Source organism: Streptomyces sp. NPDC001056 (assembly GCF_053598955.1).
The window spans coordinates 147,112-161,870 of the sequence record NZ_JBSFLI010000003.1 but is presented as its reverse complement, the minus strand read 5'-3'; the positions used below and the strand labels follow the sequence as shown (position 1 = coordinate 161,870).

The 14,759-nt window shown below is 72.2% G+C and carries 16 protein-coding genes and 1 riboswitch; of the genes, 7 read left to right on the top strand and 9 right to left on the bottom strand.

All coding sequences use genetic code 11. The features are described 5' to 3' along the window. Positions 1-5: 5 nt before the first annotated feature. Entirely contained in the window at positions 6-743 is a 738-nt protein-coding gene (locus ACWDD7_RS05500; protein WP_450456451.1) for a copper homeostasis protein CutC, read from the bottom strand. A gap of 134 nt (positions 744-877) precedes the next feature. Here ACWDD7_RS05500 and ACWDD7_RS05495 point away from each other — a divergent pair, with 134 nt between their 5' ends. After that, complete coding sequence (locus ACWDD7_RS05495) at positions 878-1,522, top strand: HD domain-containing protein (protein ID WP_450456450.1); 645 nt, start codon at positions 878-880, stop codon at positions 1,520-1,522. Positions 1,523-1,548: 26 nt separating this feature from the next. Then, positions 1,549-2,619: a GNAT family N-acetyltransferase gene (locus ACWDD7_RS05490; RefSeq protein WP_450456449.1), complete on the top strand. Its 1,071-nt coding sequence runs from the start codon at positions 1,549-1,551 to the stop codon at positions 2,617-2,619. 7 nt (positions 2,620-2,626) lie between these two features. On the opposite strand, the gene ACWDD7_RS05485 is transcribed toward ACWDD7_RS05490, so the two are convergent. Together ACWDD7_RS05485 and ACWDD7_RS05480 are read right to left on the bottom strand one after the other, a co-directional pair. After that, positions 2,627-2,905 (bottom strand): DUF4031 domain-containing protein, encoded by a 279-nt coding sequence (locus tag ACWDD7_RS05485; protein ID WP_450456448.1) that lies wholly within the window; start codon positions 2,903-2,905, stop codon positions 2,627-2,629. 7 nt (positions 2,906-2,912) lie between these two features. Then, the gene (locus ACWDD7_RS05480) at positions 2,913-3,296 is read right to left on the bottom strand and encodes a hypothetical protein (RefSeq protein ID WP_351866625.1); all 384 of its coding nucleotides are present in this window, start codon (positions 3,294-3,296) and stop codon (positions 2,913-2,915) included. A gap of 56 nt (positions 3,297-3,352) precedes the next feature. Between ACWDD7_RS05480 and ACWDD7_RS05475 the strand changes: the two genes are divergently transcribed. From ACWDD7_RS05475 to ACWDD7_RS05465, 3 genes are all read left to right on the top strand, one after another. Continuing rightward, positions 3,353-4,258: a MurR/RpiR family transcriptional regulator gene (locus ACWDD7_RS05475; RefSeq protein ID WP_351866628.1), complete on the top strand. Its 906-nt coding sequence runs from the start codon at positions 3,353-3,355 to the stop codon at positions 4,256-4,258. Between the two features lie 77 nt (positions 4,259-4,335). Continuing rightward, positions 4,336-5,259, top strand: a complete 924-nt coding sequence (murQ, locus tag ACWDD7_RS05470; RefSeq protein ID WP_450456447.1) for an N-acetylmuramic acid 6-phosphate etherase — start codon at positions 4,336-4,338, stop codon at positions 5,257-5,259. 16 nt (positions 5,260-5,275) lie between these two features. Further along, positions 5,276-6,712 carry a PTS transporter subunit EIIC gene (locus ACWDD7_RS05465; protein ID WP_450456446.1) on the top strand — a complete coding sequence of 479 codons (1,437 nt, stop codon included), beginning with the start codon at positions 5,276-5,278 and terminating at the stop codon, positions 6,710-6,712. On the opposite strand, the gene ACWDD7_RS05460 is transcribed toward ACWDD7_RS05465, so the two are convergent. Then, positions 6,617-7,264, bottom strand: coding sequence for a class I SAM-dependent methyltransferase (locus ACWDD7_RS05460; protein ID WP_450456445.1), 648 nt, complete (start codon positions 7,262-7,264; stop codon positions 6,617-6,619). The genes ACWDD7_RS05465 and ACWDD7_RS05460 overlap by 96 nt on opposite strands. A gap of 116 nt (positions 7,265-7,380) precedes the next feature. Here ACWDD7_RS05460 and ACWDD7_RS05455 point away from each other — a divergent pair, with 116 nt between their 5' ends. Beyond that, entirely contained in the window at positions 7,381-7,962 is a 582-nt protein-coding gene (locus tag ACWDD7_RS05455) for a hypothetical protein (protein WP_351866639.1), read from the top strand. A 4-nt stretch (positions 7,963-7,966) separates the two neighbouring features. Here ACWDD7_RS05455 and ACWDD7_RS05450 read toward each other — a convergent pair whose 3' ends face one another. The 5 genes from ACWDD7_RS05450 to thrC all read right to left on the bottom strand — a co-directional run bounded on the left by ACWDD7_RS05450 (position 7,967) and on the right by thrC (position 13,446). Continuing rightward, a complete protein-coding gene (locus ACWDD7_RS05450) occupies positions 7,967-9,094 on the bottom strand; it encodes an NADH:flavin oxidoreductase (RefSeq protein ID WP_392216011.1) in 1,128 nt (375 codons plus the stop codon). A gap of 221 nt (positions 9,095-9,315) precedes the next feature. Next, on the bottom strand, positions 9,316-10,938 hold the full coding sequence (groL, locus tag ACWDD7_RS05445) for a chaperonin GroEL (RefSeq protein ID WP_037653355.1): 1,623 nt from the start codon (positions 10,936-10,938) through the stop codon (positions 9,316-9,318). 300 nt (positions 10,939-11,238) lie between these two features. Then, positions 11,239-11,442 carry a cold-shock protein gene (locus ACWDD7_RS05440; RefSeq protein ID WP_037653356.1) on the bottom strand — a complete coding sequence of 68 codons (204 nt, stop codon included), beginning with the start codon at positions 11,440-11,442 and terminating at the stop codon, positions 11,239-11,241. A gap of 445 nt (positions 11,443-11,887) precedes the next feature. Next, the gene (locus ACWDD7_RS05435) at positions 11,888-12,166 is read right to left on the bottom strand and encodes a MoaD/ThiS family protein (protein ID WP_351866645.1); all 279 of its coding nucleotides are present in this window, start codon (positions 12,164-12,166) and stop codon (positions 11,888-11,890) included. Next, positions 12,163-13,446, bottom strand: a complete 1,284-nt coding sequence (gene thrC, locus ACWDD7_RS05430; RefSeq protein WP_351866647.1) for a threonine synthase — start codon at positions 13,444-13,446, stop codon at positions 12,163-12,165. Before thrC ends, ACWDD7_RS05435 begins: the two co-directional genes overlap by 4 nt. 18 nt (positions 13,447-13,464) lie before the next feature. Continuing rightward, positions 13,465-13,636, bottom strand: a riboswitch (SAM riboswitch). Positions 13,637-13,778: 142 nt separating this feature from the next. Between thrC and ACWDD7_RS05425 the strand changes: the two genes are divergently transcribed. Continuing rightward, positions 13,779-14,723: a glucosyl-3-phosphoglycerate synthase gene (locus ACWDD7_RS05425; RefSeq protein ID WP_450456444.1), complete on the top strand. Its 945-nt coding sequence runs from the start codon at positions 13,779-13,781 to the stop codon at positions 14,721-14,723. The last annotated feature ends 36 nt before the right edge of the window (positions 14,724-14,759 follow it).

The window sequence follows — 14,759 nt, the reverse complement described above, 5'->3', positions numbered from 1 at the left end:
GCGCGTCACCGCGACGGCTCGCACGTGCCGCAGGGACCCCGGGACCAGCCGGCCGCGCCGTCCAGCACCCTCCGCCACTCCTTGACCGCGCCCTCCGACACCGGCCCGTGCCAGCCCTGCGGGCGGGCCGCGCCGCCGATGTGGAAGGCGTCGAGGCCGGCGGCGAGCAGGGGCGGGACGTGGTCGAGGCGGAGACCGCCGCCGACGAGGATGGTCGGGCCGTAGCCCGGTTCACCGCGGCGGGCGGACTCGGCCAGCAGGGTCGGCGCCCCCTCGTCCACGCCGGTGGCGGCGCCCGCGGTGAGGTACGTGTCGAGGCCGGGCAGGCCCGCGAGCTGCTTGCGCAGGACGTCCCGGTCGGCGGCCCGGTCGATGGCGCGGTGGAAGGTCCACCGGCAGCCCTCCAGCGCGTCGGCCACCCGCTCCACGGCGGCCAGGTCCACCCCGCCGTCCGCGTCGAGGAACCCCAGCACGAACTGGTCGGCGCCCGCCTCCCGCATCTCCTGCGCCACCCGGAGCAGCCGCGCCACGTCACCGGCCGCGAACCCGTCCGCGAGGCGCAGCATCACGCGCAGGTCGATGTCGACGGCGGCACGGATGCCGGCGACGGTGGCGGCGGACGGGGTGAGCCCGTCGGCGGCCATCTCGGTGACCAGCTCCAGGCGGTCCGCGCCTCCCGCCTGGGCGGCGACCGCGTCCTCGACGTCGAGGGCGATCACCTCCAGGACTGCACGCTTGCTCATGGCACCCCATTCGTCGCGGCCAGAGATCCAATAGAGGTCTAGTCCAATTTAAGGGTACGCCGCCGGGCGGGCGCCAGTACGCCGCCGGCCCGCGCCGGTGCCCCGCCGGACGGGCGCCACGCGAGAATGGGCCCATGGCCGACCTCGACGCCCTCCGCCTCCGCTTCGCCCGCGCCCTGGACGCCGCCCGCTCCCCCGAGGGCGGCCCGGACCCCGCCCCCTACGCGGACGACCTCCTCGCCCGCTGGCGGGAACCCCAGCGCCGCTACCACACCCTGGCCCACCTCACCGCCGTGCTCGACCACGTCGACGCGCTCCAGGAGTACGCGGCCGACCCGGACGTCGTACGCCTGGCCGCCTGGTTCCACGACGCCGTCTACCTCCCGGAGCGTTCCGAGAACGAGGAGCGCTCGGCACGGCTGGCCGAGCGCGCGCTGCCCGAGGCCGGGGTGCCGGAGGCGAAGACCCGGGAGGTGGCCCGGCTCGTCCGGCTGACCGTCACGCACGATCCGGCCGACGACGACCGCGACGGCCGGGTGCTGTGCGACGCGGACCTCGCGATCCTGGCGGCGCCCCCGTCGGCGTACGCCGCCTACACCGCCGAGGTGCGCGAGGAGTACCACTTCGTCCCGAACGACGCCTTCCGGCAGGGCCGCTGCGCCGTCCTGCGCCAACTCGCCGCCCTGCCGAGGCTGTTCCACACCCCCTACGGCCGGGAGCACTGGGAGGCCACGGCCCGCTACAACCTCGCCGCCGAGCTGGAAATGCTGTCGCCGTGAGGGCGTCCCCGGCCTAGGGTGCGCCCATGCGACCGATGAGCGGGGATCATGTGACCGAGGCCGTGGCGGGGTGCCTGGCCGTACTGCGCAAGGCGATTGACCGGGACTGGCGGAGCGTACGCGCCGGGCGGGTGGAGTGGGACTGCCACACCACCGCCGTGCACGTCGCCGACGACCTCGTCGCGTATGCCGCCAATCTGGCCGGGCGCGCCCAGGACGCCTATGTGCCCTTCGCCCTGAAGCCGGACGAGGGCACCGACAACGCGGGGCTGCTCCAGGTCGTCGAGGCCACCGGCGCGCTGCTCGCCGCCGCCGTGGCCACCGCCCCGCCCGGTGTCCGGGCCTTCCACCCCTACCCGTTCCGCAGCGCCGACCGCGTGGGCTTCGCCGCGATGGGCGTGGCCGAAGTCCTGCTGCACACCCACGACATGGCCGAGGGCCTCGGTCTCCCCTACGAGCCGTCCGCCGAACTCGCCGATTCCGTCCTGGCCACGATCTTCCCGCACGTGCGGCCCGGCCCCGAGCCCTGGTCGACCCTGCTGTGGGCGACCGGCCGGGGCGAGCTGCACGGCCGGGCCCCGGTCACCGAGTGGCGCTGGCACAACAACCTCGTCCTGCCCACCGAACGCCTCGTCCTCACCGGCGTCCGCCCGGCCGCCGCCCGCGATCTCGTCCTCGACGGCGACGGCGGCTTCGACTGGATCGAGGGCGGCCCCGAGCAGGGCACACGGGACGCCGCCAGGATGCTGCTGACGGCCTACGAAGCGGGCGTCCACCGGCCCGAGTTCACCACCTTCGCCCTCGTCCGCGCGGAGGACGACCGCGCGGTCGGCGCCCTGGGCTTCCACGGCACCCCGGACGAGGACGGGCGCGTGGAGATCGGCTACAACGTCTGCGCGGCCGCCCGCGGCCGGGGCTACGCCACGGAGGCACTGCGCGCGCTGGCCCGGTGGGCGCTGGCCCGCGACGACGTACGGACCGTGCACGCGAGGGCGCAGGCGGCCAACACCGCCTCCCAGGCGGTCCTCACCCGCGCCGGGTTCGACCCGGTCGGCGCGATCGACGACCGGCTCGTGGCGTACGAGCTGCGCTCCTGACACGCGCCTAGGAAATCCCCCGCCGCACCAGCCCCTTGGGCCGCCGCAGTCCCGACTCCCGCAGCAGCCGCACCACTTCGCGGCTGCTGACCTCCACCGCACCGGCCGCCACCGCGTCGCCGTACCGGTGCGACGGAAGGTCGTAGTGATCGCGCTCGAAGGCCCGCCGGGGCACCCCCAACCCGTCCGCGAACAGCCGCAGTTCGTCGTACGACACATCGCTCACCAGGTGCGACCACAGGCGGCCGTGACCCGACCAGGTGGGCGGGTCGATGTACACCGTCACGGGCGCCTCACGAGGACGGCGCCCCGCCGACGGCGGAGCCCAGCGAGCCGACCGCCGCGACCTTCACGCCCGCCTGGTGGCAGACCCAGTGCGGGTCGGGGCCCAGTTCCGGCTCCACGTCCAGCGCGTGCGGGTCGCCGGAGCCGCAGACCGGGCACAGCGGCCAGCGACCGTACCGTTCGAGCAGCGCGTCCTGGACGTCCTGTGCGACCAGTCCGGCCACGTAGCGCATGCCGTCCGGCCACTGCTCCACCCACCAGCGCCGCTGCGCCACGGAGTCCTCGACCAGCGAGACCACGTCCGCCTCCGCCACACGGCCCGCGACCAGATCGGCGAGGACCAGGGCGCGGGCCGCGTGCAGGGCCTGTTCAAGGGGGGTGATGGGCTCCATACAACCCATTGTGCGCACTCTTGACCCGGACACCGAACCGAAAATATCTTTCAGAGGTGACCCAGGACGTGAAGGAAAGTTTCGGCAGTCCGGTGGGCTCGCTCGCCGCCAAGGTGCGCACCCTCGCTCCGTCGATGACCCGGTCCATGCAGCGCGTCGCCGAGGCCGTGGCGAACGACCCGGCCGGCTGCGCCGCCCTCACGGTCACCGGCCTCGCCGAACTGACCGGCACCAGCGAGGCCACGGTCGTGCGCACCGCGCGGCTGCTCGGCTACCCCGGCTACCGGGACCTGCGGCTCGCCCTCGCGGGCCTGGCCGCCCAGCAGCAGTCCGGGCGGGCGCCCGCCATCACCACCGACATCGCCGTGGACGACCCGATCGCCGATGTCGTCGCCAAACTGGCCTACGAGGAGCAGCAGACCCTCGCCGACACCGCCGCCGGACTCGACACCGGCCAGCTCGGCGCGGCCGTCACCGCGCTCGCCGGCGCCCGCCGCACCGATGTGTACGGCATAGGGGCGTCCGGGCTCGTCGCCCAGGACCTCACCCAGAAGCTGCTGCGCATAGGGCTCATAGCGCACGCGCACAGCGATCCGCACCTCGCCGTGACCAACGCCGTCCAGCTCCGCTCGGGCGACGTGGCGATCGCGATCACCCACTCCGGCTCGACGGGGGACGTCATCGAGCCGTTGCGGGTCGCCTTCGAGCACGGGGCGACCACGGTGGCCATCACCGGCCGCCCCGACTCACCGGTCACCCAGTACGCCGACCACGTACTGACCACGTCCACCTCACGGGAGACCGAGCTGCGGCCGGCCGCGATGTCCTCGCGGACCAGCCAACTGCTCGTGGTGGACTGCCTGTTCGTGGGAGTGGCCCAGCGCACGTACGAGACGGCGGCGCCCTCGCTGGCCGCGTCGTACGAGGCGCTGGCGCACCGGCACCGCAGCAAATCCAGGTGAGCACCGGCGTCGACGTCGGGTGAGCACCGGCACCGGGGGAACACCAACCGGCATTCGAGACCGAGAGAGCCGCTCCCATGACCTCCCATGACCTGCGCAGCCAGCTGGCCTCGCTGACCACCGAGGCCTTCCGACCCGAACTCGCCGACATCGACCGCCTGCCCACCCTCGACATCGCCAGACTGATGAACGGCGAGGACGCGGGCGTGCCCGGCGCCGTCGCCGGACAGCTCCCCCACATCTGCGCCGCCATCGACGCGGTGGCCGCGCGGATGACCCGCGGCGGACGCCTGATCTACGCCGGCGCGGGCACCGCCGGGCGCCTCGGCGTCCTGGACGCCTCCGAGTGCCCGCCCACCTTCAACACCGATCCCGCCCAGGTCGTCGGCCTGATCGCGGGCGGCCCCGAGGCGATGGTCTCCTCCGTGGAGGGCGCGGAGGACTCCGGCGAGCTGGCCCGCGCCGACCTCGACGCGCTCAAGCTCACCCCCGAGGACACGGTGGTCGGCGTCTCCGCGTCGGGCCGCACCCCGTACGCCGTCGGCGCGGTCGAGCACGCCCGCGCGCAGGGCGCCCTGACCATCGGGCTCGCCTGCAACGAGCACAGCGCGCTGGCGGCCGCCGCCGAGCACGGCATCGAGATCGTCGTCGGCCCCGAACTGATCACCGGCTCGACCCGGCTCAAGGCGGGCACCGCGCAGAAGCTCGTCCTCAACATGCTGTCGACCATCACGATGATCCGGCTCGGCAAGACCTACGGGAACCTGATGGTCGACGTGCGCGCCTCCAACGCCAAGCTGCGGGCGCGCTCCCGGCGGATCGTGGCGCTGGCCACCGGCGCGGGCGACGCGGAGATCGAGCGGGCGCTGACCGAGTCGGGGGGCGAGGTGAAGAGGGCGATCCTCGTCCTGCTGGCCGAGGTCGACGGCCCGACGGCCGCCCGCCTTCTGGAGGACTCCGGCGGCCGTCTGCGCGCCGCGCTCGCCCGCGCGACCGGCTGACGCGCACGCTCGGGGGGTGCACACGGACCCCGCCTCCACCGCGACCGCCGTCCTCGCCCACGTCGGCGGCCCGGCCAACGTCACCTCCGCGACCCACTGCATGACCCGGCTGCGGCTGTCCCTCGCGGACCCCGGCGCGGCGGACGGGGCGGGGCTGCGGGCGGTGCCGGGGGTGCTGGGAGTGGTGGAGGACGGGGACGCGTGGCAGATCGTGCTGGGGCCGGGGGTGGTGGAGGCGGTGACGGCGGAGGTGCGGGCGCGGGCGGTACGGCAGGCCCCGTCCGAAACGGCCCTGGAGGAGGGGCTGCGCCGCCGCGACGCCACCCCCTTCAGAACCGCCCTGCGCCGGGTCGCGAACGTCTTCGTCCCGCTCATCCCCGCCCTGATCGGCTGCGGCATCCTCGCGGGCGTCAACGGCGTGCTCCAGAACGCCGGTTGGCTCCCCGGCCTGACCCCCGCGCTCACCACGGTGGCGTCGGCCTTCATGGCGCTGCTCGCGGTGTTCGTCGGCTACCACACGGCGCAGGAGTTCGGCGGTACGCCGGTGCTGGGCGCGGCGGTGGCCGCGGTGGTCGTGTACCCGGGCGTGGCGAAGGTGACGGCCTTCGGGGTGCACCTCGCCCCCGGCCAGGGCGGGGTGCTCGGCGCCCTGGCGGCGGCGTTCCTGGCCACCCGGGTGGAGAGGTTCTGCCGGGGCCGCGTCCCCGACGCCCTCGACGTCCTGCTCACCCCGGCGGTGACCGTCCTCGTGCCCGGCCTGGTCACGCTCTACGGCCTGATGTACACGGCGGGCGCGGTGGCCACGGCGATCGGCACGGCCGCGAACCGGCTCCTGGCCACGACGGGCGCGCCGGCCGGCCTCCTCCTGGGCGGCCTCTTCCTCCCCCTGGTCGTGCTGGGCCTCCACCAAGCCCTGATCCCCGTCCACGCCACGCTGATCCAGCAGCAGGGCTACACCGTCCTGCTCCCGCTGCTGTCCATGGCGGGGGCGGGCCAGGTGGGCGCGGCCCTGGCGGTGTACCTCCGCCTCCGCCACCACACCTCTTTGCGTACGACGATCCGCTCGGCCCTGCCCGCCGGCCTCCTCGGCATCGGCGAACCCCTGGTCTACGGCGTCTCCCTTCCGCTCGGCCGCCCCTTCCTGACGGCCTGCGCGGGCGGCGCGGCCGGCGGCGCCTTCATCGGCTCCTTCGCGATGCTCGGCACCAAGGTCGGCGCGACGGCGATCGGCCCCTCGGGCTGGGCGCTCTTCCCCCTGCTGTCCGGCAACCGCGGCCCGGCGGTCACCGTCGCGATCTACGCGGGCGGCCTCCTCGCGGGCTACCTGGTCGGCTTCCTGACGACGTACCTCGCCCTCTCACGACGCGCGCCAGACCAGGGTGTACCGCCAGAAGAACCCGCGCCGCAGCCGGACCCCGGGCAACAGCCGACGCGCCTCCCCGGCGATCTCTGAGAAGTCCATCTCCGGTCGCCGGGTGGGCGCGGTCATGCTCACGGGCCGCCGTGCGGCGGTCCGCCCCCGGTTCTTCACCCAGCCGGCCAGCGCGTTGAGCGGCACGGAGAGCACCCCGCGCACGTCCTCGTCCCGGGCGCACCCCACGACGACCAGCGTCCCCCCGGGCGCCAGCTCCGCCCGGAACCGGGTGAGGGTCTCGGCGAAGGGGAGGTGGTGCAGTACGGCGACACAGGTGATGACGTCGTAGGGGCCGGGCGGCAGTTCGCCGGGGGCGGCGCCGAGGGTGTACGTGACGCGCGCCGTGGAGCCGGTGGCCTCCCGTGCCCGCTCCAGGATCTCCGGGTCGGCGTCGATGCCGTCCACCCGCTCGGCCCGGCGCGCGAGCAGGCGTACGAGATCCCCCGAGCCGCATCCGACGTCCAGGGCCCGCCCGAACCGGCGGGGCAACTGCCGGAGCAGCCACGGGTGGTAGTGGGCGTTGTGGTCCCAGGGATGGGACGCGTTGAAGCGCTGGAGGGCGTCCAGCAGACGTGCCGATGGCGTCATCATGGACGCAGTCCACCACAGCCTCCCCTTGGGGAGCACCCGTGAAGCCGCCTCGGCTCCGCGGCGGCATCGTGGACACTGGGGAACAAGGAATTCGCCGACGACCGGAACCCACCACCATGAATCACGCCCAGCTGACCGCCCTGGGGCGAGCGCTTCGGTTGCTCGGGGAGCACGGGGAGGCGTTGGCCGCCGACACGCCGGAGGGGCGGCTGCGGGAGATCAGGGCGGATCTGCGCAGAGCGCTGGATCTGCTGGAGGAGAGCGTCGGGACGAACGCCCCCGCGACCCGCTGCGCGGAGCATCCGCACGGCCCGGTGGACGAGAGCGCGCCCGATCTGTGCCTGCTGTGCGAGACCCGGCGCCGGACCGCCCGCCGCTCGGAGTACCAGGGCCGGCCGAGCCCGGCGGAGCCGGTCGCCGCCGCGCCCTCGCGGTACGGCGTCCGGGGCGACCGCCCGCAACCCCAGCAGCGCTGGCTGCCGGAGCTGTGGAACGGGCAGGAGTGGCAGCTGTGCGGGACCCCGCGCCGGGACCGCCGGGAGGCCGAGGCCTACCTCGCCGCCCAGCGGCGCGGCGCACGGCCGGCGATGGCGTACCGGCTCGTGCACGAGTTCACCGACTACGAGGTGCTCCGCGTCTGGGGCACCCCGGTGCGCGTCGACATCGAGCCGCTGAACGGCACCATCGGCGGTATCTGAGGCCTCAGCTCAGCGTCTTCATCGACGCCGCGTCGTACGGCGCCAGCTCGTCGACGCGGCCGCCGAGCACCTTCGCCGCCCACTCGGGGTCCTGGAGCAGCGCGCGCCCGACCGCGACCATGTCGAACTCGTCGGCCTCCAGGCGGTCGAGCAGGTTGTCGATGCCCTGGACCGGGGAGCCCTCGCCGACGAAAGCGCCGGTGAAGTCGCCGTCGAGGCCGACCGAGCCGACCGTGATGGTCTGCTTGCCCGTGAGCTTCTTCGTCCAGCCCGCGAGGTTGAGGTCGGAGCCCTCGAACTCGGGCAGCCAGTAGCGGCGGGTGGAGGCGTGGAAGACGTCGACGCCGGCCGCGGCGAGCGGGGCGAGGATCGCCTCCAGCTCCTGGGGGGTCTCGGCGAGCCGGGCGGTGTAGTCCTGCTGCTTCCACTGCGAGTAGCGGAAGAGGACGGGGAAGGTGGCCGAGACGCGCTCGCGGACCGCCGCGACGATCTCCGCGGCGAACCTGGCGCGGGCCACCGGGTCGCCGCCGTAGGCGTCGCTGCGGCGGTTGGTGCCCTCCCACAGGAACTGGTCGACGAGGTAGCCGTGGGCGCCGTGGATCTCCACGCCGTCGAAGCCGATGCGCTCGGCGTCCGCGGCCGCCTGGGCGAACGCGGCGATGACGTCGTCGAGGTCCTTCTGCGTCATGGCCTTGCCGGTGGGCTCGGCGCCCGCGGTGACCAGGCCGGAGGGGCCCATCGCGGGGGCGTCCGGGAAGGGGGCGTCGCCGTCCTTGCGGACCATGCCGATGTGCCACAGCTGCGGGACGATCGTGCCGCCGGCCTTGTGCACGTCCTCTGCGACCTTCGCCCAGCCCGCCAGCTGCTCCTCGCCGTGGAACCGCGGCACCCGGTCGCTCTGGCCGGCCGACTCGTGGCCGACGTACGTGCCCTCGGTGACGATCAGGCCGACGCCCGCGGCGGCGCGGCGGGCGTAGTACGAGCGCACGTCCTCGCCGGGGATGCCGCCCGGGGAGAACATGCGGGTCATCGGCGCCATCACGATCCGGTTGGGGACGGTGAGGCCGTTGAGCGCGATGGGGCGGGAGAGTACCCGGGCCGCGCGGGAGGTGGCGGGCGTGTCGACGGTCACGTGGGGGCTCCTCAGAAGACTGCTAACCCAGCGGTATGTGAGTGCGCATTGTTGTAGACGCTTAAGTAAGCCGCCGTACCGAGGTCAGCATTCCCCGCCCGGAAGCCGTCGTCTGTGACCCCGGACACGTCCGGGGCGCACGCCAAAGCCCGAGGGCGGCACCTCCTGCCTTGAACAGGAGGTGCCGCCCTCGGTACGGACGTCGATCGACCGGAGGTCGATCAGAAGTCCATGTCACCGCCCGGCATGCCGCCCGGAGCGGCCGCGGCGGCCTTCTCCGGCTTGTCGGCGATGACGGCCTCGGTGGTGAGGAACAGCGCGGCGATGGAGGCGGCGTTCTGCAGCGCGGAACGGGTCACCTTCGCCGGGTCGATGATGCCCTCGGCGACCAGGTCGACGTACTCGCCGGTCGCGGCGTTCAGGCCGTGGCCCGGGGTCAGGTTGCGCACCTTCTCCACCACGACACCGCCCTCAAGGCCGGCGTTGACGGCGATCTGCTTGAGCGGGGCCTCCAGGGCGATGCGCACGGCGTTGGCGCCGGTCGCCTCGTCACCCTCGAGCTCCAGCTTCTCGAAGACCTGGGAGGCCTGCAGCAGGGCCACGCCACCACCGGCGACGATGCCCTCCTCGACGGCCGCCTTGGCGTTGCGCACGGCGTCCTCGATGCGGTGCTTGCGCTCCTTGAGCTCCACCTCGGTGGCGGCACCGGCCTTGATGACCGCGACGCCGCCGGCGAGCTTGGCCAGGCGCTCCTGGAGCTTCTCGCGGTCGTAGTCGGAGTCGCTGTTCTCGATCTCGGCGCGGATCTGGTTCACCCGGCCGTTGACCTGCTCGGAGGAGCCGGCACCGTCGACGATGGTGGTCTCGTCCTTGGTGATGACGACCTTGCGGGCGCGGCCCAGGAGGTCCAGGGTCGCGTTCTCCAGCTTGAGGCCGACCTCCTCGGAGATGACCTCGCCGCCCGTGAGGATGGCGATGTCGCCGAGCATGGCCTTGCGGCGGTCGCCGAAGCCCGGGGCCTTGACGGCGACGGACTTGAAGGTGCCGCGGATCTTGTTGACGACCAGGGTCGACAGGGCCTCGCCCTCGACGTCCTCGGCGATGATCAGCAGCGGCTTGCCCGACTGCATGACCTTCTCCAGGAGCGGGAGCAGGTCCTTGACGGAGCCGATCTTGGAGTTCGCGATGAGGATGTACGGGTCCTCGAGCGACGCCTCCATGCGCTCCATGTCGGTCGCGAAGTAGGCGGAGATGTAGCCCTTGTCGAAGCGCATGCCCTCGGTGAGCTCCAGCTCCAGACCGAAGGTGTTGCTCTCCTCGACGGTGATGACGCCTTCCTTGCCGACCTTGTCCATGGCCTCGGCGATCAGCTCGCCGATCTGGGTGTCGGCGGCGGAGATGGACGCGGTGGAGGCGATCTGCTCCTTGGTCTCGACGTCCTTCGCCTGCTCCAGCAGGGCGGCGGAGACGGCCTCGACGGCCTTCTCGATACCGCGCTTCAGGGCCATCGGGTTGGCACCGGCGGCGACGTTGCGCAGGCCCTCCTTGACCAGGGCCTGGGCGAGCACGGTCGCGGTGGTCGTACCGTCACCGGCGACGTCGTCCGTCTTCTTGGCGACTTCCTTGACCAGCTCGGCGCCGATCTTCTCGTACGGGTCCTCGAGCTCGATCTCCTTGGCGATGGAGACACCATCGTTGGTGATCGTGGGGGCGCCCCACTTCTTCTCGAGGACGACGTTGCGACCCTTGGGGCCGAGCGTCACCTTGACGGCGTCCGCGAGCTGGTTCATGCCGCGCTCGAGGCCGCGCCGCGCCTCCTCGTCGAACGCGATGATCTTGGCCATGTGAAGTGGTCCCTCCAGGACTGGGGGTGATTCCTTCGGACCGCGCCCGCGCCCGCGACGGACGGCTCGCCGGCCTGTGGTTCCTTGCCCCACGTGGCCTGCGGGCCTCACCGACCCGGTCCTTCTTTGTCACTCTCACCTTCAGAGTGCTAACGCCAATGATTAGCACTCGGCATGGTCGAGTGCAAGCGCCTCGGGGCCCCGGCGGGCGGGTCAGCCGGAGGCGAACACGGTCCGGACCCGGGCATGCCGAAGGGCCCGCACCCTGTGCGAGGTGCGGGCCCTTCGGTCGAGAGAGGTTCAGACGGCGACGCGAACCATGTCGGCCTGCGGACCCTTCTGGCCCTGCGAGATCTCGAACTCGACCCGCTGGCCCTCCTCCAGGGTGCGGTAGCCGTCCATCTGAATGGCGCTGTAGTGGACGAAGACGTCCGCACCACCGTCGACCGCGATGAAGCCGTACCCCTTCTCCGCGTTGAACCACTTGACGGTGCCCTGAGCCATGCCTAACTCCCCTATTACTGGCCCTTGCACAGATCCACACTTCGCGGACCCGGGTCAGACCTCACCCCCCAAATCGGTCGGGGGCGTGCGCCGGAACGCGTCGACCGCGGCTGAATGTATCTGTCCAACTGCCGTCTGCAACAGGTCAATTGGACGAGAATTCTGGACGCGAACGATCCGGAATGTGGGGAGAATTCACCCGACTTCAGGGCAAGTCGGGCCCCATAAAAGACACAAAAGCCGCGGAAAGCCCGGGTATTTTGGCTACTTCTAATCGGGCCCGCGGAGCAGAATCGAGGGCTTACCCTCGGTGGTCCGGGGGCGCGTTCCCCAACTCTACCGCGCTCAATCACACAGAATTGCCCCCTCCGCTTCTCTCACGGAGAGGGCAATCCGATGCACCTTCGGTGACCGTCATTACCGAAGGTAATGATCGATCGCGCGGTCAGCAGCCGCCGGCCACCGCCGGAATGATGGAGACGCCCGCGCCGTCCGGGGTGACGGTCGCGAGGCCCTCCTCGAAACGCACGTCGTCGTCGTTGACGTAGACGTTCACGAACCGGCGCAGCTTGCCCTGGTCGTCCAGGACGCGGGCGGCGATGCCGGTGTGGTTCTTCTCCAGGTCCTCGATGACCTCGGCGAGGGTCGTGCCCTCGGCCGCGACCTCGGCCTGTCCGCCGGTGTAGGTACGCAGAATGGTGGGGATGCGAACGGTCACGCTCATGCGAGGCCAGCCTCTCGGAAGGAGTCCAGGGTCGGACGGATGGTGGCGGTCAGGCCGGTGCCGGCCACCGCGTCGAGGGTCTTCAGGCCGTCGCCGGTGTTGAGGACGACCGTGGTCTTCGCCGGGTCGAGGGCGCCGCTTTCGATGAGCTTCTTCGTGACGCCGACCGTCACGCCGCCCGCCGTCTCGGCGAAGATGCCCTCGGTGCGGGCCAGCAGCTTGATCGCGGCCACGACCTGCTCGTCCGTCACGTCCTCCACGGCGCCGCCGGTGCGCCGGGCGATGTCGAGGACGTAGGGCCCGTCGGCCGGGTTGCCGATGGCGAGGGACTTGGCGATGGTGTTCGGCTTCTGGGGCCGTACGACGTCGTGGCCCGCCTTGAAGGCCGTGGAGACCGGCGAGCAGCCCTCGGCCTGGGCACCGAAGATCTTGTACGGCTTGTCCTCGACGAGCCCGAGCCTGATCAGCTCCTGGAGGCCCTTGTCGATCTTGGTGAGCTGGGAGCCGGAGGCGATCGGGATCACGAGCTGGTCGGGCAGCCGCCAGCCGAGCTGCTCGCAGATCTCGTACGCCAGGGTCTTGGAGCCCTCGGCGTAGTACGGCCGCAGGTTCACGTTGACGAAGCCCCAGCCCTCGCCGGCCGGGTCGCCGATCAGCTCGGAGCAGAAGCGGTTCACGTCGTCGTAGTTGCCCTCGATGCCGACGAGTTCGCCGCCGTAGACCGCGGCCATGACGACCTTGCCCTGCTCCAGGTCGTGCGGGATGAAGACGCAGGAGCGCAGGCCCGCGCGGGCGGCGGCGGCGCCGACGGCACCCGCCAGGTTGCCGGTGGAGGAGCAGGACAGCGTGGTGAAGCCGAAGGCGCGGGCCGCCTCCAGGGCCTGGGCGACCACCCGGTCCTTGAAGGAGTGCGTCGGGTTGCCGGAGTCGTCCTTGACGTACAGACCGCCCGTGACGCCCAGTTCGCGGGCCAGGTTGTCGGCCTTGACGAGCTTGGTCCAGCCGGGGTTGATGTTGGGCTTGTCGGCCACGTCGGCCGGGACCGGGAGCAGCGGGGCATAGCGCCAGATGTTGGCGGGGCCGTCCTCGATGCGCTTGCGCAGCTCTTCGGTGTCGTAGGCGGAGAAGTCGTAGGCGATCTCCAGCGGGCCGAAGCACTCCTCGCAGGCGAAGACCGGGCCGAGCGGGACGCGGTGACCGCACTCGCGACAGCTCAGGGCGGCGGCGGGGCCGAGATCGACGGTGGAACTACCGGAGGTTGCAACTGTCTGCACAGCCATGAGAGGCGAGGCCCTTTCTCCTCATCTTCCTCACGACGCACCTCGCCGTGAGACGGATTTGGCACCTTCCCTAGCCGGGAGCCCCGCTGCTCGACGCGTTCGGAGATTTCGAAGCGGTCGAGGACGAGAACCGGCTGGAGGGTTGCCGGGGCTTCATCGGGCCGTGTCCCTCTGCCCCTCTGGATGAGCGGTATTCGATTGTGTATGCGGTTGTCGGCGCGCGAGACCCCCGACATGCGATGGTCATCGGCGTTGTTCAAGACTGTAACCGAAGGCCAGGAGAGTTGAGATAGTCGTCCGTACCGCGAGACGAGCGTGAGGAGCCGGGGACCGTGCTGGAAGAAGTCGAGCGCTGGATGGCCAACCGCTCCTGGTCGGTGCGCGAGCGGCCGGCGCACCAGGTCCTGGCGGCCAAGCAGCGCACCGGCCAGACCATCAGCGTGGTGCTGCCCGCCCTCGACGAGGAGGAGACCGTCGGCGAGATCGTGGCGGCGATCCGGCGCGATCTGGTGGAGCGGGTCCCGCTCGTCGACGAGGTCCTGGTGATCGACTCCGGCTCCACCGACCGCACCTCCGAGGTCGCCGCCGCGGCGGGCGCGCGGGTGGTGCACCGGGACGCGATCCTGCCCCGGATACCCGCGGTGCGGGGCAAGGGCGAGGTGCTGTGGCGCTCGCTGCTCGCCGCCACCGGGGACATCATCTGCTTCGTCGACGCGGATCTCAGGGAGTTCTCCTCCGACTTCGTCCTGGGCATCGTCGGCCCGCTGCTCACCGAGCCGGACGTCCAGCTGGTCAAGGCGATGTACGACCGCCCGCTCGCCGGGAGCGCGGGGCAGGGCGGCCGGGTCACCGAGCTGATGGCGCGCCCGCTGCTGAACATGCACTGGCCGCAGCTCGCGGGCTTCGTGCAGCCGCTGGGCGGGGAGTACGCGGCCCGGCGCTCGCTGCTCGAACAGCTGCCGTTCCCGGTCGGGTACGGCGTGGAGCTGGGCATGCTGGTGGACGCGCTGCACCTGGTGGGCCTCGACGCGCTGGCCCAGGTGGACGTCGGGGTGCGCAAGCACCGGCACCAGGACGGGCAGGCGCTCGGCCGGATGGCGGCCGCCATCTACCGCACGGCGCAGCTGCGGCTGGCCCGCGGCCATCTCGTACGGCCCTCGCTCACCCAGTTCGAGCGGGGCGTGTCCGGCTTCGAGCCGCGCACCTACGCGGTGGACACCGAGGAGCGGCCGCCGATGACCGAGATCACGGAGTACGCGCGGCGCAGGGTGGCGTGAAAGCGCAGGTACGGACGGATACGGCCGCCTTCGGGG